17 protein-coding genes are annotated in these 24,548 nt (G+C 72.0%); 8 read left to right on the top strand and 9 right to left on the bottom strand.

Translation table 11 applies throughout. From position 1 onward, the window contains the following. The first annotated feature begins 70 nt into the window (after positions 1-70). Both O3S82_RS02470 and O3S82_RS02465 read left to right on the top strand, forming a co-directional pair. Positions 71-1,153: an acyltransferase gene (locus O3S82_RS02470; RefSeq protein WP_269305264.1), complete on the top strand. Its 1,083-nt coding sequence runs from the start codon at positions 71-73 to the stop codon at positions 1,151-1,153. 116 nt (positions 1,154-1,269) lie between these two features. Continuing rightward, positions 1,270-3,915, top strand: a complete 2,646-nt coding sequence (locus O3S82_RS02465; protein WP_269305262.1) for a glycosyltransferase — start codon at positions 1,270-1,272, stop codon at positions 3,913-3,915. A 1-nt stretch (position 3,916) separates the two neighbouring features. On the opposite strand, the gene pdxH is transcribed toward O3S82_RS02465, so the two are convergent. Next, a complete protein-coding gene (gene pdxH / locus O3S82_RS02460) occupies positions 3,917-4,552 on the bottom strand; it encodes a pyridoxamine 5'-phosphate oxidase (RefSeq protein ID WP_179426437.1) in 636 nt (211 codons plus the stop codon). Positions 4,553-4,753: 201 nt separating this feature from the next. Between pdxH and O3S82_RS02455 the strand changes: the two genes are divergently transcribed. From O3S82_RS02455 to O3S82_RS02445, 3 genes are all read left to right on the top strand, one after another. Then, positions 4,754-5,869, top strand: a complete 1,116-nt coding sequence (locus O3S82_RS02455) for a citrate synthase 2 (RefSeq protein ID WP_179426439.1) — start codon at positions 4,754-4,756, stop codon at positions 5,867-5,869. 118 nt (positions 5,870-5,987) lie between these two features. Beyond that, positions 5,988-6,974 carry a D-glucuronyl C5-epimerase family protein gene (locus O3S82_RS02450; protein ID WP_269307018.1) on the top strand — a complete coding sequence of 329 codons (987 nt, stop codon included), beginning with the start codon at positions 5,988-5,990 and terminating at the stop codon, positions 6,972-6,974. Between the two features lie 174 nt (positions 6,975-7,148). Next, positions 7,149-8,405, top strand: coding sequence for an HNH endonuclease signature motif containing protein (locus tag O3S82_RS02445; protein ID WP_269305259.1), 1,257 nt, complete (start codon positions 7,149-7,151; stop codon positions 8,403-8,405). A gap of 2 nt (positions 8,406-8,407) precedes the next feature. On the opposite strand, the gene O3S82_RS02440 is transcribed toward O3S82_RS02445, so the two are convergent. Next, complete coding sequence (locus tag O3S82_RS02440; RefSeq protein WP_269305257.1) at positions 8,408-11,737, bottom strand: CDP-glycerol glycerophosphotransferase family protein; 3,330 nt, start codon at positions 11,735-11,737, stop codon at positions 8,408-8,410. 148 nt (positions 11,738-11,885) lie between these two features. Here O3S82_RS02440 and O3S82_RS02435 point away from each other — a divergent pair, with 148 nt between their 5' ends. Then, a complete protein-coding gene (locus O3S82_RS02435; RefSeq protein WP_269305255.1) occupies positions 11,886-13,955 on the top strand; it encodes an acyltransferase family protein in 2,070 nt (689 codons plus the stop codon). A gap of 170 nt (positions 13,956-14,125) precedes the next feature. On the opposite strand, the gene O3S82_RS02430 is transcribed toward O3S82_RS02435, so the two are convergent. From O3S82_RS02430 to O3S82_RS02410, 5 genes are read right to left on the bottom strand one after another with little or no spacing between them, the layout of a single operon-like run. Continuing rightward, positions 14,126-14,920 (bottom strand): transglutaminase-like domain-containing protein, encoded by a 795-nt coding sequence (locus tag O3S82_RS02430; RefSeq protein ID WP_179426449.1) that lies wholly within the window; start codon positions 14,918-14,920, stop codon positions 14,126-14,128. A gap of 43 nt (positions 14,921-14,963) precedes the next feature. Further along, on the bottom strand, positions 14,964-15,947 hold the full coding sequence (gene meaB, locus O3S82_RS02425) for a methylmalonyl Co-A mutase-associated GTPase MeaB (protein WP_179426451.1): 984 nt from the start codon (positions 15,945-15,947) through the stop codon (positions 14,964-14,966). Positions 15,948-15,975: 28 nt separating this feature from the next. Next, on the bottom strand, positions 15,976-17,322 hold the full coding sequence (locus O3S82_RS02420; RefSeq protein ID WP_269305252.1) for a hypothetical protein: 1,347 nt from the start codon (positions 17,320-17,322) through the stop codon (positions 15,976-15,978). Between the two features lie 32 nt (positions 17,323-17,354). Beyond that, positions 17,355-19,466 (bottom strand): methylmalonyl-CoA mutase, encoded by a 2,112-nt coding sequence (scpA, locus tag O3S82_RS02415; protein ID WP_179426455.1) that lies wholly within the window; start codon positions 19,464-19,466, stop codon positions 17,355-17,357. Continuing rightward, the gene (locus O3S82_RS02410; RefSeq protein WP_269305250.1) at positions 19,463-21,247 is read right to left on the bottom strand and encodes a methylmalonyl-CoA mutase family protein; all 1,785 of its coding nucleotides are present in this window, start codon (positions 21,245-21,247) and stop codon (positions 19,463-19,465) included. Before O3S82_RS02410 ends, scpA begins: the two co-directional genes overlap by 4 nt. Before the next feature lie 74 nt (positions 21,248-21,321). Here O3S82_RS02410 and serC point away from each other — a divergent pair, with 74 nt between their 5' ends. Then, positions 21,322-22,431: a phosphoserine transaminase gene (serC, locus tag O3S82_RS02405; RefSeq protein WP_269305248.1), complete on the top strand. Its 1,110-nt coding sequence runs from the start codon at positions 21,322-21,324 to the stop codon at positions 22,429-22,431. 6 nt (positions 22,432-22,437) lie between these two features. On the opposite strand, the gene O3S82_RS02400 is transcribed toward serC, so the two are convergent. Both O3S82_RS02400 and O3S82_RS02395 read right to left on the bottom strand, forming a co-directional pair. Further along, entirely contained in the window at positions 22,438-22,956 is a 519-nt protein-coding gene (locus tag O3S82_RS02400; RefSeq protein ID WP_269305246.1) for a gamma carbonic anhydrase family protein, read from the bottom strand. A 22-nt stretch (positions 22,957-22,978) separates the two neighbouring features. Continuing rightward, positions 22,979-24,010: a hypothetical protein gene (locus O3S82_RS02395; protein ID WP_269305244.1), complete on the bottom strand. Its 1,032-nt coding sequence runs from the start codon at positions 24,008-24,010 to the stop codon at positions 22,979-22,981. Between the two features lie 41 nt (positions 24,011-24,051). On the opposite strand from O3S82_RS02395, the gene O3S82_RS02390 reads away from it, so the two are divergent. After that, a complete protein-coding gene (locus tag O3S82_RS02390) occupies positions 24,052-24,513 on the top strand; it encodes a hypothetical protein (protein WP_269305242.1) in 462 nt (153 codons plus the stop codon). Positions 24,514-24,548: the final 35 nt, after the last annotated feature.

Raw genomic sequence — 24,548 nt, 5'->3', positions numbered from 1 at the left:
CCCTAACGGCCGGGTGCACACCGCCCGCGACGGCCGCGCAGCCACCGCGTCGCGTTGTTACGTTCTTCGGGTGACGACTGCGACTACACCGACGGCCACCGAGTCCACGGTGTGGATCTCCTGGCTGCGCGCGATCGCCATCGTCGGCGTCGTCACGATCCACTCGGTGGCGCCCAACGCCGCCGCCGAGGACGCCCGCTCCACGACCGTGGGGACCCTGGCCATCTGGCTCGACATCGGCGCCGTGTGCGCGGTGCCGCTGTTCGTGATGCTCAGCGGCTCGGTGCTGCTCGACCCCCGCCGGTACGGCAGCCACTCGGTCTTCCTGCGCAAGCGCGCGGCCCGGCTCGTCCCGGCCCTGGTCTTCTGGCACCTCTGGTACTGGGCGCTGGTCAGTCGCCAGGACGGCACGGTGCTGCCGTGGCGCGACGCCCTGCTCCAGACGGTCACCGGCGAGCTCTACACGGCGCTGTACTTCTTCTGGATCATCATCGGGCTCGCCCTGATCACGCCGCTCGTGATCGGCTTCGTCTCCACCTCGAGCCGCCGCGCCGTGCTCGTCGCCGGTGCCGCGCTCGCCACGATCCCCGCGCTCTCGCTCGCCACGATCCAGCCGCGCGAGGCATCGGTGGTCCTCGTCGAGACGGCCTGGACCTGGTGGTTCGGCTACCTCGGGGTCTACCTCCTGGGCTGGGGCCTGCGCGGGCTGCGGCTCCGCGGGCTCGCGCTCGCGGCGGTCTCGGCCGTGACCCTCGCGCTCGGCGCCCTCGGGTGCTGGCAGTGGCGCAACCCCGAGGCGCCTCAGTGGCTCCAGACGATCAGCCCGGTCAGCTACTACGGCGCGGGCACGATCCTCTACACGATCGGCGTGTTCCTGGTGGCGCAGGCGCTCATCCAGCCCGACGGGCTGCTGCGCGTGCTGGCCCGCGGCATCGGCGCCCGTCTCGGCACCACGCTCGGGGCGGCCACGCTCGGCGTCTTCGGCCTCCACCTGACGTTCGTGTGGCTGCTGCCCGAGCTGGGCATCGGCGGCGACCTCCCCGCCGCCGAGGCCGTGGGTCCCCTGCTCGGTCGCCTCGCGATCACCCTCGTCGCCAGCTTCGCCATCGTGCTGGTGCTGCGGCGGGTTCCCGTGGTCCGCTCCGTCCTGTGATCGCGGCGTCCGTCCGCCGCTCGTCGCCGTGGGTTCACCGTGACGCAGCATGGTGCCGATAACGTGAGGCGGGACCTCGACGCACGCGACGACCGGGAGAGGGTGGAGCGAGACCGATGGACGTGAGCACGATCCGCGACCTCGTCGACCCCTTCCCCGACGTCCATGCCGCGTCCACGCGCGTCTTCCTCGGCCCGGCGAACTCCGCCGGTCAGGCGGGTCAGTGGGCCAAGGCGCTCGGCCGGCTGGCTGACGACACGTGGGCGATCAGCTACCGCTACTGCGTCACGCCCCACCTCGCGCCGGCGCACCTGCGGGTGGACTCGAACCTCGCCCGCTACTCGATCGACTGGAACCCGCGCCTGCGCGACTTCGTCGTCGAGAGCTTCACGCACGTGCTGATCGAGTCGAACCACGCGCTGTGGAGCGGGCCCGACCTCGACTTCGACAACCGCGCGGTCCTCGAGGAGCTGAAGGCGGCGGGCGTGTCCGTGGCGATGGTGGCGCACGGGTCCGACGTGAAGATCCCGAGCGTCTACCGGCACCTGCACCCCGACACCCAGTACGAGCAGCTCGACCCCGACCTCGTCGACACCCTCGAGACGATCGCGCGCCGCAACGTCGAGGACTTCGCCGCGTTCGACGGTCCCACGTTCGTCACCAGCCCCGTGCTCATCCCGTTCGTCCCCGGCTCGCGCTGGCTGCCGCTCACGCTCGACGTGGAGCGGTGGACGTGCGACCGTCCCGTGCTCGGGCGCGAGCGGCCCGTCGTCGTCCACAGCCCGAGCTCGGCGCAGAAGAACAGCGTGTGGATCGACCCCGTCCTGCAGGAGCTGCACGACGAGGGCGTCCTCGAGTACCGGCGCCTCCAGGGCATCCCTCACGACGAGATGCCCGACGTGATCCGCGACGCCGACATCGTCGTCGAGCAGCTCGGCGCCGGCGGCTACGGCGTGGCCGCGTGCGAGGCGATGGCGGCCGGGCGGGTCGTGGTGGGCACCGTCGACCCCACGATCCGGCGTCACATCAAGGCGGTGACCGGCCACGACGTGCCCATCGTGCGCGCCACCCGCGAGACGATCGCCGAAGTCGTGCGCGAGCTCGTCGCCGACCCCGAGCGCTCGCGCCGGCTGGGCGCCGAGGGCGTGGAGTACGTCAACGCCATCCACGACGGGCGGTACGCCGCCGACGTCCTGCGCACCTGGATCGACCCGGAGGGCGAGCCCCTCAGCGACGTGCGTCCCGCCGAGACCCCGCCCGAGCCGGACTGCACCGTGATCGTGGCGGTCCACAACACCGCCACCTACCTGCCCGAGGCGCTGGCCAGCCTCGAGCGACAGACGATCGGCCTCGACGCGCTCCAGCTCGTGCTGGTCGACGACGGCTCCACGGACGACAGTGGCCGGATCCTCGACGAGTTCGCCGCGCGCCACGGCGACAACGTCGTCGTGATCCACCAGCCGCCGTCCGGGACCCCGGCCGTGCCGTTCAACCGCGGCCTCGAGCGGGCCACCGGGCGCTACGTGTTCTTCCTGGGCTCCGACGACGTGCTCGACGACGACGCCCTCGAGCTCCTCGTGGGCCACGCCGACGGGTGGGAGTCCGACGTCGTCTTCGGCCGGATGGAGCCGATCGGCGAGCGCGCCGTGCCGATCCTCATCTACCGCGCCGGGCGCGTGCGCGACATGGACCTCTACGCGTCGCGGCTGCCCTACAACCTCTCGAACACGAAGCTGTTCCGGCGCGAGCTCGTCGAGCGGCTGGGCCTGCGGTACCGCGAGGACATGCGTCAGCGCTGCGACCAGCCCTTCACGCTCACCGCCATGGTGAACGCGCGCCGGATCTCGATGATCGGCGACGGGGCGACCTACCACGCGCGCGAGCGGCACGACCGGTCCAACGTCACGTACACCGCCGACGCGGTCGAGAAGTACGCCTCGACCGAGATCGTCATGGAGACGATCGCCGACTGCATCCCGCCCGGCCCGCAGCGCGACCACGTGATGAAGCGCCAGTTCGACAACACGATCCGCGGCGACCTGCGCGACTCGCTCGCCCTGCGCGACGACGTCGAGCGGGCGTTCGTGTTCGACCGGATCGAGGACCTCGCGCAGCGCTACCTGACCGACAACCTGTTCCGGCGGATGCACGTGATCCACCGCGCGATCATCGCGGCGGCGCTGCGGCGCGACGTCGAGACGACGCTCGCGCTGCTGCAGGCGGACGAGGACAAGGGCCGCGGCGTCGACCTCCACGTCGTCGACGGGCGTGCGCACTTCGCCTACCCCGGCTTCGACCCTGCCGACGCGGAGTCGCGCCCGGCGTACGAGATCACGTACGAGAAGCCCGTGAAACGGATCGCCTCGCTCTTCGGTCGCGCGAAGGCCCTGCTCGACGGCGGCTCCGTCGTCATCACCGGCCGGTCGCGCGTGCGGGGCGCGCCGACGTACGCGGGTCGCCTGGTGCGAGACTCCAGCGCGCCCAGCGAGGCGACGCACGCGAAGCGACCTCCCCAGCGCGGGCGCGAGATCGACGCGCACCTCGACACCGAGGCAGGGACATACCGGCTCACGATCGACGCCGGCACCCTGGCCGAGCGCGTCTACCGCCCGAGCATCGCACTGCAGGTCGGCGACCTCTGGTACGACGTCCCCCTGCGGTTCGAGGGCGAGCACCCGCTCCGCACCGGCCTGCTGCGCAGGCGTTCGATCGGCGTCGCCCGCGCGGACGACGCCGGGCACCTCGTGCTCGACGTGGAGTGACTCAGGGCGCCAGGCGGTCGCGCGCCCAGGCGTCGCCGTCGCGCGTGAAGCGGATGCGGTCGTGGAGGCGGTTCTCGCGGCCGTGCCAGAACTCGAGGACCTCCGGCGCGATCCGGTAGCCGCCCCAGCCCTCGGGCCGGTGGTCGGCGGCTCCCCCGCGCTCGGCCTCGTGCCAGCGGCGGTCCAGCTCGTCGCGCCCCTCGACGACCTGCGACTGCGGCGACGCCGCGGCGCTGATCCGCGCGCCCTCGGGTCGGGCGGCGAAGTACGCGTCGGACTCGTGCGCCTCGAGCCGGGTCACGGCGCCCTCGATCCGCAGCTGGCGGTGCAGCGCGTGCCACAGCAGCACGGCCGCGGCCCGCGGGTTCTCGGCCAGCTCGCGGCCCTTGCGCGAGTCGTAGTTCGTGAAGAACACCGCGCCCGACGCGTCGAAGCCCTTGAGCAGCACGATCCGCACCGAAGGCTCGCCCGCCGCCGTGGCGGTGGCCAGGGCCATCGCGTTCGGCTCGTGCACGCCCGCGGCCACGGCCTCGGAGATCCACGTCTGCGCCAGCGCGACCGGGTCGTCGCCGGCCGTGCCCTCGTCCAGCCCAACCCGCGCGTACTCGGTTCGCATCCGCGCCAGCTCGTCGCTCATGCGCCCACCGTAGCCAGCGACCGCGTCCTCCTCAGCGCCACTTCACGAGGTTTCCTGTCACTTCACGAGGGTTGCGAACCTCGTGAAGTGACAGTTTCCCCGGTTAACCGGGGAAACTGTCAGCGCTCCGCCGACCAACCGGCGGGGCGGGAAACGGACCGTGCCGCACGGCGTGAGACGCGCGCAGGGCACTATTGAGTCATGACTCAAGTGCACCACGGACTGGAAGGCGTCGTAGCGTTCGAGAGCGAGATCGCCGAACCCGACAAGGAAGGCTCTGCGCTCCGGTACCGCGGGGTCGACATCGATGACCTCGTCGGCCGCGTGCCGTTCGAGAAGATCTGGGGCCTGTTGGTCGACGGCACCTACGACCCGGGCCTGCCCCCGGCCGAGCCGTACCCCATCCCCGTGCACTCGGGCGACATCCGCGCCGACGTCCAGAGCGCGATCGCGCAGATGGCTCCCGTGTGGGGCCTGCGCCAGCTCTACGACATCGAGACCCCCGAAGAGGTCCGCGACGACCTCGCCCGCACTGCCGTCATGGTGCTCTCCTACGTCGCCCAGGCCGCCCGCGGCCTCGGCAAGCCGATGGTCCCCCAGAGCGAGATCGACAAGTGCGACACGATCGTCGAGCGGATGCTGACCCGCTGGCGCGGTGAGGTCAACCCCGACCACGCCAAGGCCATCGACGCCTACCTCGTCTCCGCCGCCGAGCACGGCATGAACGCGTCCACCTTCACGGCGCGCGTCATCTCCTCCACCGGCGCCGACGTGGCCGCCGCGCTGTCCGGCGCGGTCGGCGCGATGTCCGGTCCGCTGCACGGCGGCGCCCCGTCGCGCGTGCTGGGCATGATCGAGCAGGTCGAGAAGACCGGCGACGCCGAGGCGTACGTCAAGAACCTCCTCGACTCCGGCGAGCGCCTCATGGGCTTCGGCCACCGCGTCTACCGCGCCGAGGACCCCCGCGCCCGCACGCTGCGCCGCACCGCCAAGGAGCTCGCCGCGCCCCGCGCCGAGGTCGCCGAGGCCCTCGAGCAGGCCGCCCTCAAGGAGCTGCGCGAGCGTCGTCCCGACCGCGTCCTGGAGACGAACGTCGAGTTCTGGGCCGCGATCGTGCTGGACTTCGCCGAGATCCCGGCGAACATGTTCACCGCGATGTTCACCTCCGCCCGCACCGCCGGCTGGAGCGCCCACATCCTCGAGCAGTACAAGACCGGCCGCCTGATCCGCCCCTCGGCGATCTACACCGGTCCGGCCGAGCGCCGCGCCGACGAGGTCGACGGCTGGAACCCGGCCTGGGGCGAGTCCAAGGCCTGAGCCTCGCACGATCCCGCACGGGGTGTCGCCACGGTCGTGGCGACACCCCGTCGCCGTTTCCCCTCCCCTTGCAGCCGTTTCTGGCGGCAGGTGTGCTTCACTCCTGTCCGTGACCAGGATGCGCGCGGTGACGCTCGCCCTCGGCGCATTCCTGACCGCGGGCTACGCGCCCACCGTCGAGCGCACGACACGCCGCGGGGTCGCCGGCGTCCGCGACGACCTCTTCACGATCGCGCCCGGTCTCGACCCCGACCGGGTCCTCACGGTGGGTCCGCACCCGGGCTGGGAGCCCCGGCCGGGCCTCGAGCTCGACGCGCAGCTGCCCGTCCCGTGGCCCGAGTCCTACCTGACGACGTACCACCAGCACTTCGCCCCGTGGCCGTTCCAGGTCAACGCCTCCCTGCTCGCCTCTCACGTCCGCCGGCACCCCGAGAGCCGCGACCTCGTGCGGCCGATCGCGGACGCCCTGTACGACCGCCTGCTGGAGCACACCGAGCCGGTCGGTGAGGCACGCTTCGTCGTCTACCGGTTCGGCCGTCGGTACGAGGGCGTGCGGGTCAGGGCGCCGTGGACGTCCGGCCTCGGCAACGGTGCCGCGATCTCCGGCCTCGTCGCGCTCGACCACGCCTTCGGCGACCCTCGCTACCTAGCCACGGCACGTGAGCTGGCCGCCGCGTACCGGATCCCCGGACCGTCGACCGAGCACCTGTGGTTCAGTCTCGTGGCCGACCAGGGCTACCTCTGGTTCGAGGAGCAGCCGCTCGACGATCCGGTCCAGCCGATGATCCTCAACGGGCACGTCACCGCGCTGACCGGGCTGTACTACCTGTGGGACCGTGGCGGCCGCGACCCCGAGGTACTGGAGCTGCTGTCGGCCGGACTGACCGCCGCCGCGCACTACGGGCCCCGGTTCCGGGTGCCCGGGGCGGCGAACCGCTACCAGCTGCGCGAGCCCGGGCACCCGGACTACGGACCCGCTCGGACGGTGAGGCAGCAGCAGGTCATGTACGCGATGACGGGCGATCCCCGGTTCCTCGAGCTGCGCGACCAGTTCGCCACCGACATGGGCATCGATCCCGAGGGCTTTGCGACACCGCTCGCCTGAGATTCGCTCGCGCAGATCGTTGCCATATTGGGCCCAACACAGTAGACTTCGAACATTGGTTCGGAGGGGTTCGGAGGGGTTCGGAGGGGTTCGGAGGGGTTCGGAGGGGTTCGGAGGGGTTCGGAGGGGTTCGGAGGGGTTCGGAGGGGTTCGGAGGGGTTCGGGGGGGATCTGGTGGACGTCGTCGGTGGGCTCAGGTCGGGGCAGCGGTTCCTGGCCGACGCGCGCTCGCGCGACCTGTCCGTCTTGTCGCGCGAGCAGCTCGCTGCTGAGGTGGCGGCGGTGCAGGCCATGCGTCGCGAGGCTGACGCACTCCATCTCGCGCTGGTGGCTGCCGCCGATCGGACTGACGCCCACCGCGCGACCGATGCCGCGAGCCTGACCGCGCTGGTGGCGACCGGGTCCGGGGTGACGCGTCGTGAAGCAGCGCGGGAGATCCGTCTGGCGCATCGGATCGAGGCTGCCCCGCGGGTGAGGGAGGCGCTGGCCGAGCCGGGCATGTCCACCACCAAGGCCGCGATCGTGACCGACGCGCTCGACACCCTCCCGACGGGCCTGACGGTCGAGCAGCGTGACCTCGTCGAGGCGGACATGGTCGCGGCGGCGCGGGTGATGACAGCCGATCAGCTGCGCCGCAAGGCCCGCCGCGCGATCGAGGTGATCAACGTGGTGCGTGCCGATCGGATCGAGAACGACCAGCTCACCCGCGACGAGGCGGCCCAGCGGCAGCAGCGCGAGTTCTGGATCGGCCGTCCCGACGAGACCACCGGCCTGGTCCCGTTCGGCGGCAGGACCGACGCCGTGACCGCGGACATGCTGCGCGCGGTCGTGGAGTCCAAGACCTCCCCGCGCGCCACCACGGATGAGAACGCAGGCTTGCGGCCGCAGGAGAAGGCGGGCGAGGCGTTCGCCGAGATCGTCCGCCACCTTCCGCGTGACGGCTACGGCAACCACGGCGGCGTCGCCGCCACCCTGGTCGTCACCGTCGACGAGCAGACCCTCCGAGGCCAGACCGACCGCGCCGGCGTCACCGAGCACGGCACGCCGGTCTCGGCGGGACAGTTGAGGAAGCTGGCCTGCAACGCCGGCATCCTCCCCGTCGTGATGAACGGCAACAGCCAGGTCCTCGACGAGGGCCGCGCCAAGCGCCACCACACCGCCGCCCAACGCATCGCCCTAGCCCAACGCGACCAAGGGTGCGCGTTCCCCGACTGCGACCGACCACCCGGCTGGACCGAAGCCCACCACGTCATCCCGTGGAGCCACGGCGGACCCACGAACCTCACATCAGGGGTACTGCTCTGCGCGCATCACCACCACCGCGTCCACGACGCCCACATCGCCATCCGGTTCGGTCACGACGGCACGCCCGAGTTCCGCCTCCGCGACCACTGGCGCCGCAACCACCGCTACCGACCGCTGGCGGCCTGACCTCAGTCGGGGATCGCGCCGCGCTCGGACTCGCTGAAGACCTCGTCGATGACGCGGTCCGCGGCGTGCCCGTCCTCCAGGCCGCCGAAGCGCTCGCGGAACGCCGCCAGGCGGTCGGCGTAGCGCGTCTCCAGCTCGGGCAGGCTCGCCACGGCGTCGATGACCTCGTCGCTCGTGCGCAGCACCGGGCCGGGCGCGATCTCCTCGAGATCGACGTAGAAGCCGCGCAGGTCGTCGCGGTAGTGCTCGAGGTCGTACACGTAGGAGATGATCGGCCGGCCGCGCTGGGCGTAGTCGAACATGATCGACGAGTAGTCCGTGATCAGGGCGTCGGCCACCAGCAGCAGGTCCTGCGTGTCCGGGTACTTCGAGACGTTGACGATGCTCGCGTCGAGGTCCTTCGGCCAGGCGAACTTCACCAGCGGGTGCAGGCGCACCAGCAGCGTGACGTTCTTGCCCAGCCGCTCCGCGAAGCGACCCAGGTCGAGCGCCATGTCGTGCGCCCACGCGCCCTTCGCACCCGCGGCGCGACCGTCGTCGCGGAACGTCGGCGCGTAGAGCACCACCGTGCGGTCCTCGGCCAGACCCAGCCGCAGTCGCGTCTCCCGCGCCCGTTGCGCGCCCTTCACGGTGTGGAACACGTCGTTGCCCGGGTAGCCCGACTCGATGATCGGCCCGGTGAAGCCGAAGGCGCTGCGGAACGCCTCGGTCGCGTAGGGGCTCGGCGAGACGAGGCTGGACCAGCGATCCACCAGCTCCTGCGCCTTCGCGTGATAGTCGTCGGCCCGGCCGTACATGACCGGCACGTCGTTCTGCATCCGCTTGAGCGGGGTGCCGTGCCACGTCTGCAGGTAGTGGGTGCCACGCGGCCGCTGGCAGAGGTCGTGCACGTTCTGGTTGAACACCCAGTACTTCGCCCGCGAGAGGGTCCAGAAGTAGCGCGGCGTCGGCCGGAACACCTTGTGCGTGCCCGGCGGCACCCGCAGCGTGGAGTTGTTGACGTACCAGAGGTCGAGCGACGTGCCGCGCTCGTGCAACCGCTCGAACAGGGCGCGCGGGCTGCCGCCGTAGGCGTTGCCGCGGTCGCTCTCGAACACCGCGATGTCGCGCCGCGGCAGCAGGCTGCCGAACCGGAACATCAGCGACATCGCGCGGTAGTAGTGAGGCCCGGCGCGGAAGCGCTTGAAGGCGTCGCGCACCCAGCGCTGGTTGCGCAGCCGCAGCAGCCGCGTGGACAGGCCGTCGGCCGTGCGGACCATCTCGTAGTTGCGCTCGCCGTAGCCCGAGGTCGGCAGCTCGAGGTACTTCGCCGCCCGGCGGGCGTACAGGTCGTCCATCGCGAACCCGGACTCGGCGGACGTCGCCACCTCGGCCGCGAGGTCGGCGGCACGGTGCGCGATCGGGCCGGGCAGCTCGGTGGCGGCGTCCACGAAGGGCGTGCGGGCGCCGGTCAGCACGGCGTCGTCGAAGCGGAAGAAGAACACCGGACGGCGCAGGAACGCGGCGTCCCACGCCACGCTCGAGTAGTCGGTGACGAGCGCGGCGCTCGTGCGGATGAGCTCCTGCACGTCGGCGTCGCGCGGCGCGATCGAGATGCCCTCGAGCGGCAGGTCGTCCACCAGCGCCCGCAGGTTCGGGTGCATCACCATGAGGATCTCGACGCCCTGCTGCTGCAGACCCTGGATCCGCGGATCGTTCAGGAACTCCAGCCAGTTGGCCAGGTAGGTGCTGGTCAGCACGCTCTCGCGGCTGGTCAGCCAGTCGCGCCACGTGGGCATCACCAGCAGGCGGCGCTGCACCTGCGGCTCGCCCTCGAAGAGCGAGTCGTAGCGGGCGAAGCCGGTGACGGCGACCTGCGACGGGAAGAAGTCGAGGTCCTCGATGAAGATCTGGCGCTCGGCCGCGGAGTTCACCACGACGCGGTCCGGCGGCATCTCCTGCATGTGCAGGCGGCCGTAGTTGAGGCGCACGTTCTTCATGCCGGTGACGCCGTGCTGGAGGAACACGCGCAGGCCGCGTGCGTGGCGGGCCAGCCGCGGCGAGCGCGAGGCGTGCAGGTACTCGGCGTGGTGGCTGCCCACGAAGCGCGAGGCCAGCGCGGTGTACCGGATGTGCTCGCGCGAGCGGGCGGTGACGACCTGGCCGAACGGCTCCACCTTGTCGCGGTCGGGCGAGTCCGCGTCGATCACGTAGTACGCGCGGCGCTCGGGGTGGTTCCGGCGGATCCAGCGGAAGAGCGCGAAGCCGTTGTCCTGCGCCTTGTAGGGCACCTCACCGACGAGCCAGATGCCCGAGAACGGTCGCAGCGGCGTCATCAGCCACGCCCACCGCGAGATCCGGCGCAGGTAGCGGTGGTTGTCGACGGTGAACCGCTCCGACCAGAAGGCGAGGCGCTTGGCGCGGAAGGTCAGGTAGGGCACCCACTGGTCGACGTGGCCGCCGCCGGTGGTGGGCACCGGCAGGTCGCGCAGCCGGAAGTGGCGGAAGCTCTTCTCCGCGAACGGCACGCGCACCGGCAGGTCGAAGCCGCTCAGGTCCATGATCAGGTGCGGGTCGATGATGCCCTCGCGCTCGTCGTCGGAGACGGCGTCGGGCATGAGGTCGAAGCTGATCGCGTACTCGTACAGGCCGTGCGTCGCGGTGGCGTCGCGCTCCACGATCTGCACGGGGATCTCCTGCGTGCTGCCGGAGAAGCGCCACTGCAGCGACAGCCGGATGTCGCTGGCGGGCCGCGAGAAGGTCTTGAGCAGCAGCTCGGTGGCGATGCCCCTCGGGCCGACGTCGAGGCGCGTGCCCTCCACCTCGAAGCGGCGGATCGGCTCGGCGGCGTAGCGCACCGAGACGTTGCCCTGGTCGGTGACGTGCGTCCAGGCGTGCACCTGCTCGCCGAACGGCGAGGCGGCGCCCTCGAGCTCGATGCGGTCGAGCGCGGCGGCCGTGTCGGTGTGGTCGAAGCGGCCCAGGCGGAGCTCGGAGCGCTTCGTGCCGCTGCCCTCTACCTCGACGAAGAGGTCGAAGCGGCCGGCGGCGCGACCGCCGAGCTCCCACAGCTGCACGGGGTCGAGCGTGAACGCGAAGCGGGCGGAGGCCGGCTGCTCGAGCCGCACCGCCACCTGGTCGAGGCGGCTGGCGGGCCGCACCACGAGGGCGACGACGCGCACCGGGTCGCGGAACTCGCCGGAGTAGTGGATCAGGCCGGCATCGTGCCGGATCGCGAGACGCGCGTGGGGGCGGGGAGCCGGACCGCGACCGAGGGCTCGGCGCAGGCGGTCCTTCGCGCGCTCGGGGACCATCGCCACGACGCGGCGACGCACTCGACCCACGTCAGGCATGCTCTCCTCGGTTCCCGTCGACATCACGGCGGGTCGACGCCCACCGGGTACGCAGGTGTCGATTCTAGTGGTGCGGACCCGACGGCTGCCCGTCACCCGCCGGACGGCGGATTGGGCGCGACGAGGTCCGGCCTCGTATCGTGGTGCGGTGCCCGCCAGCCCTCCTCGCGACCGTTTCCGGGCCGAGATCACGGCCCTGCGCGCCGTCGCCGTGATGCTCGTCGTCCTCTTCCACCTGTGGCCGGGGCGTCTGCCCGGCGGCTACATCGGCGTCGACGTCTTCTTCGTGATCTCCGGATTCCTCATCACGGGACACCTGCTGCGCGAGACGGCCGACACCGGCCGCGTCGATCTGGCGAGGTTCTGGGCCCGTCGGGCCCGCCGCCTGCTGCCCGCCGCGTACCTGGTGCTGGCCGTGTCCGCGATCGCCGTGTGGCTGTGGATGCCGCTGGTCTCGTGGGGCCAGAACTTCAAGGAGATCGTCGCGTCGGCGCTGTACGTGCAGAACTGGGCGCTCGCGGCCGACTCGGTGGACTACCTCGCCGCCGAGAACGACCCCACCGCGGTGCAGCACTACTGGACGCTCTCGATCGAGGAGCAGTTCTACCTCGTGTGGCCGCTGCTGGTGCTGCTCGCCACCGTGCTCGCCGTGCGGATGGGCCGCTCGCGCAGGCTCATGGTGGCGATCGTGCTGGGCGCCGCCACCGCCGCGAGCCTGGCCTACTCGCTCTGGATCACCCAGGCGAACCCGCCGGCGGCGTACTTCGTCACCCCGGCCCGCGCCTGGCAGTTCGGCGCCGGCGCGCTCCTGGCACTCTGGATGGGCAGCGCCACGGTGCGCCGCGGCACCCCCACGGCGCTGCTGTCGTGGGCGGGCTTCCTGACCCTCGCCTGGTGCGGTTTCGTGTACGACGAGTCCACGCCGTTCCCCGGCACCGCGGCGATCGTGCCCGTCGTCGCGACGCTGGTGGTCATCTGGGCCGGCGAGCCGCGCGGCCTCCTCTCCCCCGCGCCGCTGATGCGCTGGCGTCCCACGCACACGCTGGGCGAGATCTCGTACTCGATGTACCTGTGGCACTGGCCGCCGATCGTCATCCTGCCGTTCGTCCTCGGCGCCGAGCTGGGCTTCTGGGAGCGCGTCGGGATCCTCGTGTTCACGATCGTGGTCTCGTGGGCGACGAAGCGCTGGGTCGAGGACCCGGTGCGGTTCACGCACCGGTTCGGCCTGCGCCGCCCGGCCACCACCGGCCTCGCCACCCTGGTCGGCGCGGCGCTGCTGGTCGGCGGCTCGATGGTGGGCGTCCAGTCGGCCGCCTCCGCCCAGGAGCGCGCAGCCAAGGTCGCCGCGCAGCTCGAGGAGGACGCGCCGCCGTGCTTCGGTGCCGCTTCTCGCGATCCCGAGAACCCGTGCCACAACCCCGACCTCGACGACCAGCTGATCCCGACGCCCGAGGCCGTGGTCACCGACTACGCGAAGGACTACCCCGGCTGCTTCGCCGGCGTCCACGACACCGAGCTGAACGACTGCACGTTCGGCGACCTCTCCGACCGCTCGCTGCCGCACGTGACGCTGCTGGGCGACTCGCACGCGCGCTCGTTCCTGCCGGCGCTGGTCCGGATGGCCGACCAGAAGCTCATCACGCTGTCGGCGCAGCTCAAGTCCAGCTGCTCGTGGACGCGCGACGAGATCCGCCACGACGACCCGCTGCGCGTCAGCAGCTGCCAGGAGTGGAAGCAGAACCTCCAGGAGTGGCTGCTCGACCGCACCGACTCCACCGACCTGATCCTGACCACCGGCTACGCCCAGATGCTCACCGGCTCGGACGACGAGCGGGTCGAGAGCATGGAGGCCGCCTGGCAGCCGGTCGTCGACCGCGGCGTGCGCGTCGTCGCGATCCGCGACAACCCGCGCCTGCCGCGCGCGCCGCAGAAGTGCCTGTCGCAGCTCGACGAGATCACGCCCGACGCCTGCGCGTTCACCCGCGAGGAGGCGCTGTCGAAGTTCGACGCGTTCGCCGCCACGGGACGCCGGGTGGACGGCGCGCAGACGCTCGACCTGAGCGACCTCTACTGCGACGACGAGACCTGCCCGGCGATCATCGGCGGCGTGAACGTCTACCGCGACATCACCCACCTGAGCGTCACGTACGTGCGCACGATGACGCCCTACGTGTACCGGCGCCTGGTGGACATGAACGCCCTGCCGCGACCCTCCTGAGGGTCGAACGGGCGGAGAAAGAACGATGCCGCGGCGCCGTATCACCCCCCCGAGGTGATGCGGCGACGCGGCGGTCGCATGAGGAGACATTAACCCATGCGCTAGTCCTTTGGAACTAGTTCCGTGGTTCTTTCCGGCGTGTTGTCACTGAGAGTTGAACCCTGAGGGACTCAGCCGAGGGCGACGAGCTCGGTCACGTCGTCCTGCGGCAGCTCGTCCACGACGGCCGTCACCGTCAGCCGGTTCAGGTTCACCGCGGCGTGGTGCTGCGACAGGAACGCCGTCTCCGAGGCGTCCATCCCCGTGGCGATCCGGACCATCGTCTCGCGGGGAGCCAGCGCTGTCGCGTCGACGACGTGCCACTCCCCGTCGATGTACGCCTCGGCGACCGCGTGGAAGTCCATCGGCTGCAGGCCCGGGGCGTAGACCGAGACCAGCCGGGCGGGCACGTCGTGGGCGCGCAGGAGGGCGATCACGAGGTGCGCGTAGTCGCGGCACACGCCCTGGCGCTTGAGCATGGTCTGGACGGCGCCGTCGGTCGGCCGGCTGCTGCCCGGCACGTAGGACAGATGGGTGCCGACCCACGACGTGACCGCGTCGAGCAGGTCCTTGCCGGCGAGACCCGTGAACTCGGCCTTGGCGATCGCGAAGAGCGAGTCCGAGGGCGCGTAGCGGCTGGGCCGGCGGTACTCGATGATGTCGAGCTCCTCCGTGGCGATCGGGCCCGCGTGACCCGTGACGACGGCCTCGTAGTCGATCGTGATGGGCCCGGCGGGAGCGTCGACGCGGTGCAGCCGGGTCTCGTGGCGCCCCGCGATCTCGCGGGCCTCGAGCGCGGTCCCGTCCTGGACCACCCGCAGCGTCTCGCGCTCGGTGGCGATGTTGGCGGCGACGGCGATCGAGAGGACGAGGTCGGCGCGGTCGAAGGCGTGCAGTTCGAGGTGGGCGGTGACGGTGCGCTTCACCGCACCATGCTGGCACGCACGTCCGCGTACCGCGATCCGGCGGTCAGGAGTCGAAGGCGGCGAGGATCTCGTCGGCGGCGGCCGCCGGCGAGAGGCGCCCCGCGAGGACCTCGTCGCGCACCTGCTGGCGGACCTGCGCGACGGACTCGTCGGTGGCGAGCCGCTGCTCGATCTCGTCGCGGACGAGCGTCCACGTGAAGTCGAGTTGCTGCTGCGCGCGCTTCTCCTCGACGCCGCGGTGGCCCATGAACTCGCGGTGACGCAGGACCCGGCTCCACACGGTGTCGATGCCGGTGCCCTCGAGCGCCGAGCAGGTCAGCACGGGCGGCACCCAGTCCTGCGTGCCGGCGTAGACCAGGCGCAGGGCGCCGGCCAGCTCGCGGGCGGTGGACTCGGCCTCGCGGGCGCGCTCGCCGTCGGCCTTGTTGACCGTGATGACGTCGGCGATCTCGAGGATGCCCTTCTTGATGCCCTGCAGCTGGTCGCCGGTGCGGGCCAGCGTGAGGAACAGGAACGTGTCGACCATGCCGGCGACGGTGATCTCGGACTGGCCGACGCCGACGGTCTCGACCAGCACCACGTCGTACCCGGCGGCCTCGAGGATCGTCAGGGCCTGGCTGGTGGCGCGCGCGACGCCGCCGAGGCTGCCCGCGCTGGGCGAAGGCCGGATGTAGGCGTTCGGGTCGGTGGACAAGCGGACCATGCGGGTCTTGTCGCCCAGCACCGAGCCGCGCGTGCGCACGCTGGAGGGGTCGACGGCGAGGACGCCGACCCGGTGGCCGCGCTCGGTGAGGTGCACGCCGAGGGCCTCGATGAACGTGGACTTGCCGACGCCGGGGACGCCGGAGATGCCGACGCGGACCGCTCCCCCGACCTTCGAGTCGGGCGCCGAGGACAGGCCGGCGAGCAGCTCGCGGGCGGCAGCGCGGTGGTCGGTGCGGCGTGACTCGACGAGGGTGATCGCTCGCGAGACCGCTGCCCGCCGGCCGGCGCGGACCCCCTCGGCCACCTGCTCCACGTCGATCACGCCAGTGAGTCTAGGGCGTGGGCCGGAGTCACCACGGCAGAGGCGGTCCCAGGTCGAGCTCGTCGATCACGTCGTGCACGATCGCGAGGAGCGCCTCGTCGGAGTTGTCCCCGCCGGGCCGGAACGCGACGGCGTTGATCACCACGCGGCCGCCGGAGAACGTGACGCCCAGGAATCCCTGGCCACCCATCCGCACCAGCTCCGCGGTCGGCCGCCCCGGCTCGTTGAACTGGCCGAAGGCGTACTGGCACGGCTGGCCGTCGATCCGCTCCACCGGATCGGGCACGCGGCCGAGGTTCGAGCAGCCCACCGCGTTGACGTCGGCGCCCAGCGCGAACCGCTCGAGGCGGCGCAACAGCCGGACGGGCACGAAGGGGACGAGCGGGAGCGCCGCCAGCAGCGGCAGCTGCTGCGCGTCCTGCGCGCTCAGGGCGGCCTTCATCGCCGCGCGCGCGGGACGGAGGTCGCGGGTCACCTCGGCGGGATCGAGCGTGACGACGACCGACGACAGGGCGTTCCCGCGCAGGTCGTCGTCGCCCTCGCGGACGCTGACCGGGATCGTGAGGTTGACCGTGCCGTTGCGCTGGACGCGCCCCAGGTGGTGACCGAGGCGGGCGGCCACCGCCGCCGCGAGGACGTTGGACGTGCCGCCGAGACGCTCCGCGCACGCGTCCCAGGCCGCCTCGGACACGAAGGTCACGATCCGTGCGGCGCCGTCGCGGTCGGGCAGCCGGGTCGTGCGGGTGTGAGTGGGCGTGGCCGGGAGCGCGGCCGTCGACTCGCGGTGCGGCAGTCTCCGCTCGGCGCGCATCTGGCGGACGACGTCGCCCAGGGCCCGCGCCTTCTCGGGCAGCGATGCCAGCACCTCGCTCCACTGGGACAGGCGGCTGCCTTGCGCGGCCCCACGTCGCGGGTAGGTGAGACCGAGGTCGCGGCCCTCGACCGCCTCGCGCAGGCCGAGCAGGACGCCGACCCCGTCGGTGACCGTGTGGGAGACGACGATCGCGACCGCACTGCCGCCGTCGTCGAGCCGCACCACGCCGAAGCGCCACGGCGGACCCGACACCGGGTCGATGGGCCGGCGTGAGACCTCGACCGACCACTGCTCGACCTGCGACCGCGGCCGCGGGGCGGGCTCCACCTCGATCGGCACGGGCCGGTCGGGACGGACCCAGCGCGCCCGGCCGCCCCACACCGAGGCGGGCTCGACCACGCGGGCGAACCGCCCGTGCTGGAGCCGCTCGGACAGCCGCCGCAGCGCCGCGAGGTCGACCGCGCGGTCGTAGACCCACGTGTAGTGCAGCGTCGGGTGGTGCCCCATCGCACGGAACGCCAAGTACGAGGCGTGATCCATGTAGTCCAGACGCGTGTCCACGCCCGCAGGCTAGTGCAACCGACAGTTACACGTCACGCGTCGGAGGACCGCAGCTTCTCCAGCAGGTCGAGCGCCGAGTCGGCGATGACCGTGCCGGGCAGGAACACCTCGGCCGCGCCCATCTCCTTGAGCGTGGGCACGTCGTCCGGGGGGATCACGCCGCCGATGACGACCATGATGTCCGGACGGCCCTGCTCCTCCAGTGCGGCCTTGAGCGCCGGCAGCAGGGTGAGGTGCCCCGCTGCGAGGGAGGAGACGCCCACGACGTGGACGTCGGCGTCCACGGCCTGCTGGGCGACCTCCTCCGGCGTCGAGAACAGCGGGCCCACGTCGACGTCGAAGCCCATGTCGGCGAATGCCGTGACGATGACCTTCTGGCCGCGGTCGTGGCCGTCCTGGCCCATCTTCGCCACGAGGATGCGCGGGCGGCGACCCTCCTCGCGCTCGAACTCGTCGGTGGCCTCGATGACCCGGGCGATGTTGCCCGACTGGCCGGCCTCGCTGCGGTACACACCCGAGATCGTACGGATGACCGCTTGGTGACGCCCGTAGACCTTCTCCAGCGCGTCGCTGATCTCGCCGACGGTGGCCTTGGCCCGCGCCGCGTTGACCGCGAGGTCGAGCAGGTTGCCGTCGAGCGAGCCGTCGCGGCGCGAGCCGCGCTCGGCCGAGTTCGTGAGCGCCTCGAGGGCCGACCGCACGTCGTCGTCGTTCCGCTCGGCGCGGAGGCGCTCGAGCTTGGAGATCTGCGACGCGAGCACGGCCTTGTTGTCGACCTTGAGGACCTCGAAGGGCTCCTCGTCGGGCACCCGGTAGGTGTTGACGCCGACGACGACCTGCTGGCCGGAGTCGATGCGGGCCTGCGTACGCGCGGCGGCCTCCTCGATGCGCATCTTGGGGATGCCCTCGTCGATCGCCTTGGCCATGCCCCCGGCAGCCTCGACCTCCTGGATGTGCGCCCAGGCGCGGTTCGCGAGGTCGTGCGTCAGCTTCTCGACGTAGTACGAGCCGGCCCACGGGTCGATCGTCTGCGTGGTGCCCGACTCCTGCTGCAGCAGCAGCTGGGTGTTGCGGGCGATGCGGGCGCTGAAGTCCGTCGGCAGCGCGATGGCCTCGTCGAGCGCGTTCGTGTGCAGGCTCTGGGTGTGGCCCTGCGTGGCCGCCATCGCCTCGATCGCCGTGCGCTGGACGTTGTTGTAGACGTCCTGCGCCGTGAGGCTCCAGCCCGAGGTCTGCGAGTGCGTGCGCAGGCTCAGCGACTTGGGGTTCTTCGGGTCGAAGTCGCTGACCAGCCGGGCCCACAGCGCGCGGGCGGCGCGCAGCTTGGCGACCTCCATGAAGAAGTTCATGCCGATGGCCCAGAAGAAGCTCAGGCGCGGCGCGAACGCGTCGATGTCCAGGCCCACGTCGAGGCCCGAGCGGATGTACTCGACGCCGTCGGCGAGCGTGTACGCCAGCTCGAGGTCGTTCGTCGCCCCGGCCTCCTGGATGTGGTAGCCGGAGATCGAGATGGAGTTGAACCGCGGCATCCTGGCCGCCGTGTACGCGAAGATGTCGGAGATGATCCGCATCGACGGCGCGGGCGGGTAGATGTACGTGTTCCGGACCATGAACTCCTTGAGGATGTCGTTCTGGATGGTCCCGGCCAGCTGCTCGGGCTTCACGCCCTGCTCCTCGGCCGCCACGATGTAGAGCGCCAGCACCGGCAGCACGGCACCGTTCATGGTCATCGAGACGCTCATCTGGTCGAGCGGGATGCCGTCGAACAGGGTGCGCGTGTCGTAGATGGAGTCGATCGCGACGCCGGCCATGCCCACGTCGCCGACGACGCGCGGGTTGTCGGAGTCGTAGCCGCGGTGGGTGGCCAGGTCGAACGCGACCGACAGGCCCTTCTGGCCGGCGGCCAGGTTGCGGCGGTAGAACGCGTTGGACTCCTCGGCGGTGGAGAAGCCGGCGTACTGGCGGATCGTCCACGGCTGGGTCGTGTACATCGCCGGGTAGGGACCGCGCAGGAACGGGGTCATGCCCGGGTAGGTGTCGAGGGCGTCGAGGCCCTCGAGGTCGGCCGGCGTGTAGAGCCGCTTGATGCCGATCCCCTCGGGGCTCTGCCACGGCTCACCGGCGAAGGACTTCGGTGTGGTCATGCGAGCACCTCACGCATCTGTCGGAGGAAGGCCAGCGCGTCGAGGCCCATGGCTGCGGACGCGTCCTGGCCGAGGTCGGTCTTGCCCGCGACGACGACGTAGGAGGCGCCGTTCTCGCGCAGGGCGGCGACCAGGTCGGCACCCCACTCGCCGTAGGCGGCGTCGGTGCCGGCGAGGCAGACCACCGGGGGCGACCCGGCCTCGAGGTACTTGTCGAGGACCTCGGCGACGTCGGCGGTGGGGCCGGCCGAGCCGATCCCGATGCCGCCGGCGGCCAGCAGGTTGATCGCGAACGTGGCGCGGGCCGTGTGCGCGGCGATCGGACCGAGCGTGGCCAGGAAGACCGGCTGGGCCATCGGCTCGTCGCGCATCTGCTCGAACTCGCCGGCGTACCGGTGGACCTGCGGCGCGACGGGGTACGGCGCGCGCTCGGGCAGGGTCTCGGCGGCGTTCGGGAACTCGCTGATGCCCGTGATCGGGCGGCGACGCTGGGCGATCTGGAGGGCGCGGTCGTTGCGGACGGCCTCCACGAGGGGCACGAGGCGCTGGGCGGCAGCGTCGAGGTCGGCGACGCCCTCCAGCTCGTCGAGGCCGTCGAGCTCGGCGAAGAGCTCCCACGCGGCCATCGCGAGGTCGTCGGTGAACTTCTCGACCGCGTAGGCACCACCGGCGGGGTCGGCCACCTTGGCCACGTGCGACTCGTGGATCAGCAGGCTCGACGTGTTGCGCGCGATGCGTCGGCTGAACGGCGTGGGCAGGCCGAGCGGCTCGTCGAACGGCAGCACGGTGATCGCGTCGGCACCACCGACGCCCGCGGCGAAGCCGGCGACGGTCGTGCGCAGCATGTTCGTGTAGGAGTCGTAGCGCGCCATCATCGGCCGCGACGTGACGGCGTGCTGGCGCTGGGCGCGGGCCTCCTCGCCGATGCCGCTCATCTCGCCGACCCGGTTCCACAGGGCGCGGGCGGCGCGGAGCTTGGCGATCGTGGGGAACTGCTCGTCGGTGGCGGCGTAGCGGAACTCCAGCTGCGCGGCGGCCTCGTCGGTGGTGAGCCCGGCGGCCTCGAGGGCGCGCAGGTACGTGACCGCGACCATCATCGACCAGGCCAGCTCCTGCACGTCGGACGCGCCCTGGTCGTGCAGCGCGCTGGCGTCGACGACGACGCCGCGGACGCCGGCCTCCTTCGCCAGCGTGGCGACGCGGACGATCACGTCGAGGTCGGTGCCGGTGGCGCCGAGGTTGGTCAGGGGATGCGGGCCGACGCCCTTGTCGCGGCAGACCGCGAGGAACGCCTCGGCGGCGGCGACGGGGTCCTCGGGCGCGTCGAGCACGACGGGCGCGAGGTCGAGGAAGACCGGCTCGAGCAGCTCGGCGAGGCGGTCGGCGGCGATGCCGCGCTCCCCCACCGTGAGCCACAGCGAGTTGCCGCCGTTCTCCAGCTCGGTGGTGAGGTCCTCGGCGCGCGTGGCCGGGTCGGTGAACCAGCCGCGCACGTCCCAGCCCTCGAGCTCGGGATCGGCGGTGCCGGAGCCGCGCGTGTACGGCGCCTCGCCCGGCAGGCCGGTCTCGGGGACGTCGGCGACGAGGTGGGCGGTGCCCAGCGGCGTGATGCTGAGCCCGTCGAGCGTCGTGGTGGTCAGCGCGGACCACACGTCGGTGTCGGGGGCGTCCTCGGCGAGCCGGCGCGTCTTGCGCAGGACGGCCGCCGTGGCCTTCTCCCACTCCGACAGGTCGTGCTCGATGCCCTCGGCCAGGGGCACCACGGGCTGGTCTGCTGCCATGCGTGGCATGGTATCCGTCCCCCTCGGCCGACCGTTCAACGCATCGTTCCCGGGCCTCCTGCGAGAATGACGCCGTGCAGATCCCCGACGAGCTCCTCCCCCGCGACGGCCGCTTCGGCTCCGGTCCCTCGAAGGTGCGCACCGAGGCGCTCGACGCCCTGGCCGCCACCGGCACCTCCCTCCTGGGCACCTCGCACCGCGGGGCGCCGGTGAAGTCGCTCGTCGGCAGCGTCCGGTCCGGCCTGTCCGACCTGTTCTCGCTGCCCGACGGGTACGAGGTCGTGCTCGGCGTCGGCGGCTCGCACGCGTTCTTCGACGCCGCGATGTTCGGTCTGGTCGAGCGGCGCAGTCAGCACCTCGTGCACGGCGAGTTCACCGCCAAGTTCGCGCGGGCGGTCGCTGCGGCGCCGTTCCTGGAGGACCCCGAGCTCGTCGAGTCCGACCCCTCCACGCACCCCGAGCCGCACGCGACGGCGGGCGTCGACGCGTACGCGTGGGCGCACAACGAGACCTCGACCGGCGTCATGACCTCGGTGCGACGGCCCGAGGGGATCGACGACGGCGCGCTGGTGCTGGTCGACGCCACCTCGGGCGCGGCCGGTCTGCCCGTGGACGTGGCCGAGACCGACGTCTACTACTTCGCGCCGCAGAAGGGCTTCGCCTCCGACGGAGGCCTGTGGGTGGCGCTCATGTCGCCCGCCGCGATGGAGCGGGCGCGGCGGATCAAGGAGTCCGGCCGGCACATCCCGGGCTTCCTCGACCTGCCCACGGCGATCGACAACTCGCTGAAGGACCAGACCTACAACACGCCCGCCGTGGCCACGCTGTTCCTCATGGACCAGCAGGTGCGCTGGCTGAACGAGAGCGGCGGTCTCGACTGGGCCGTCTCGCGCACCACCGAGTCGTCGCAGCGGCTCTACGCGTGGGCCGACGCCAGCTCGTACGCGACGCCGTTCGTGCCCGACCCGGCCGACCGCTCGCTCGTCGTCGGCACGATCGACCTCGAGGGCGTGGCCGCGGCCGACGTCGTCGCCGCCCTGCGCGAGAACGGCATCGTCGACGTCGCCGGCTACCGGGGCCTGGGCCGCAACCAGCTGCGCATCGCGATGTTCCCCGCCATCGACCCCGACGACGTCTCCGCGCTCACGCGCTGCCTCGACCACGTGGTCGAGCGCCTCGGCTGACTGGGTTCAGTCGACGACCGTCGCGTCGCGGTGGAGCTCGCGGTGCTCCTCGTAGATCGCGGCGTTGAGGTGCAAGGTGGCGACCTCGTCGTCGGTGAGCTCGCGGCGCACCTTGCCGGGGACACCGGCCACGAGCGAGCGCGGCGGGATGACGGCGCCCTGGGGCACGAGGGCGTTCGCGGCGATGAGGCACTCGTCGCCGATCTCGGCGCCGTTGAGGATCGTGGCACCCATGCCCACCAGGACGTGGTCGCCGACGGTGGCGCCGTGGATGATCGCGCCGTGGCCCACCGAGACGCCCTCGCCGAGGGTCAGCGGCTTGCCCTGGTCGACGTGGAAGACGCAGTTGTCCTGCACGTTGCTGCCGCGACCGATCGTGATCGGCTCGTTGTCGGCCCGCAGGACCGCGCCGTACCAGACGCTCGACCCCTCCTCGAGGACGACCGAGCCCACCAACGTGGCGTTGGGGGCGACGAACGCCGACTCGTGGACCTGCGGTGACCTGTCTCCCAGCGCGATCTTCATGGCCTCACCGTAGCGCTCGGCGTCAGGCCCTCGACCGCCCCCGCCGGGCCACGAACAGGACCGCCAGCGCCAGCACCGCGGCGAGGCCGATCCCGCCCACCACGAGCGTGCGAAGGTCGATCGCGAACCCCTCGGACTGCTCCGAGGACGTGGCGGCCGGCTCGGCCGACGGAGTCGGCTCGGGCGTCGAGGTGGCCACCGTCGCGACGCGGTCGGCCGCGACCTCGGACACCGGAAGGTCGAGTCGGTACAGCGGCGAGGCCTCGCCCTCGCTGCCCACGAGGACCGCGTCGTCCGACACGAACGCCACGGTCTCGGACTGCTCGAGCGGCGGCAGCGACCCGCTGCCGACGGGGCTCCAGTCCGCGGGGTCCATCGACCACAGGGCACCGTAGGACACCAGCGCCACGCGCGTGCCGTCGGGCGAGTAGGCGCCGTCGGTGACGAGCGGCGGCATGCCCGAGGTCGTCACCTCGAACTCGGTGGACCCGGCGGGATCGAGGTCGCCCTCGGCGAGGGTCAGGAGCGTGGCGTCGGCGACGGTCTTCGTGACGACCTGCAGCAGGTCGGACCCCGGCGGTGCGAGCAGCGTCTCGACGTCGGCCGGCCCGCCCTCCAGCGAGACCGCGAAGCGACGCGGCTCGACCGTGGCGGTCGCGCGACCGGGCTCGTCGATCGCGAAGAGCGCGAGGTCGTCGCGCTCGCGCCGGTTGTCGCCCACGTCGCCGATCCACAGCGTGCCGTCGCGCAGCGCGAGCGCCTCGACGTCGCGGAAGTCCGCGCGCACCGTGGTGACGCCGGCGACCTCGCCGGTCGAGAGGTCGACCGCGAAGACCTCGGCGGCGTTGCCGGAGTCGTTGACCGTGTAGGCGAGGTCGTCGTGCTCGGCGCTGACCGCGAGTCCGCTGGACTCGGTGATGCGCGGGTCGCTCAGCACGACCTCGGGCTCGGCGCTGGCGGCGCCCGCGCGGTCGGCGAGCGAGGCCACCACGACCACGACGATCAGAGCGATGAGCAGGCCGGGGATCAGCAGCCTGCGGTGGCGGGGGTTCACAGGGTCACCTTCGTCCCTCGGGGGCGGGTTATCGTGGAGGCATGGCCCGCGACAAGCGCTCCCGCATCCCCGACCTGGGCCGTCCCGAGGTCACCGAGCTCGAGTTCGGCAAGACGACCCACCGGGTCGCCGCGGTCGAGCCGATGGACGTCGACGGCGTCCGCACGATGACCGTCGGCACGATCGGCTGGGGTGTCGTGGCGCTCGCGCTGCTGCCGTTCTGGGGCAACCTGCAGGACCAGGGCCGCACGTGGTGGCTGTGGACCGCGTTCGCCGGACTGGGACTGGGCCTCATGGGCATCGAGTTCTGCAAGCGCCGTCGCGACATGCTGGCCGAGCGCGCCGCCACCGCGCCGGTGCAGACCGTGATCCCGGCCGACGACGTCCCGTCGCCGATCGCCTCGCCCCTCGTGGAGACCACGCCGGAGGAGCCTCAGGCCGCGGCACCCGCCCCGACCAGCCAGTCCACCGACCGGCCCGTCGGTCGGCGTCGCCGCAGCTGAGGCCACCCGGCCCCGCATCGCACCGCGCACGACCG

It is taken from the genome of Aeromicrobium sp. HA (assembly GCF_027171405.1).
In the GTDB taxonomy this organism is placed as follows: domain Bacteria; phylum Actinomycetota; class Actinomycetes; order Propionibacteriales; family Nocardioidaceae; genus Aeromicrobium; species Aeromicrobium tamlense.
This window is presented reverse-complemented; position numbering and strand designations above follow the sequence as displayed.

Excerpts from the sequence above, each read along its gene's own strand:
- O3S82_RS02390 (WP_269305242.1), top strand. The coding sequence starts at position 24,052 with ATGGCCCGCGACAAGCGCTCCCGCATCCCCGACCTGGGCCGTCCCGAG.
- O3S82_RS02450 (WP_269307018.1), top strand. The coding sequence starts at position 5,988 with ATGCGCGCGGTGACGCTCGCCCTCGGCGCATTCCTGACCGCGGGCTAC.
- O3S82_RS02440 (WP_269305257.1), bottom strand. The coding sequence starts at position 11,737 with ATGCCTGACGTGGGTCGAGTGCGTCGCCGCGTCGTGGCGATGGTCCCC.
- O3S82_RS02400 (WP_269305246.1), bottom strand. The coding sequence starts at position 22,956 with ATGAAGATCGCGCTGGGAGACAGGTCACCGCAGGTCCACGAGTCGGCG.
- pdxH (WP_179426437.1), bottom strand. The coding sequence starts at position 4,552 with ATGAGCGACGAGCTGGCGCGGATGCGAACCGAGTACGCGCGGGTTGGG.
- O3S82_RS02465 (WP_269305262.1), top strand. The coding sequence starts at position 1,270 with ATGGACGTGAGCACGATCCGCGACCTCGTCGACCCCTTCCCCGACGTC.
- O3S82_RS02410 (WP_269305250.1), bottom strand. The coding sequence starts at position 21,247 with ATGGCAGCAGACCAGCCCGTGGTGCCCCTGGCCGAGGGCATCGAGCAC.
- scpA (WP_179426455.1), bottom strand. The coding sequence starts at position 19,466 with ATGACCACACCGAAGTCCTTCGCCGGTGAGCCGTGGCAGAGCCCCGAG.
- O3S82_RS02455 (WP_179426439.1), top strand. The coding sequence starts at position 4,754 with ATGACTCAAGTGCACCACGGACTGGAAGGCGTCGTAGCGTTCGAGAGC.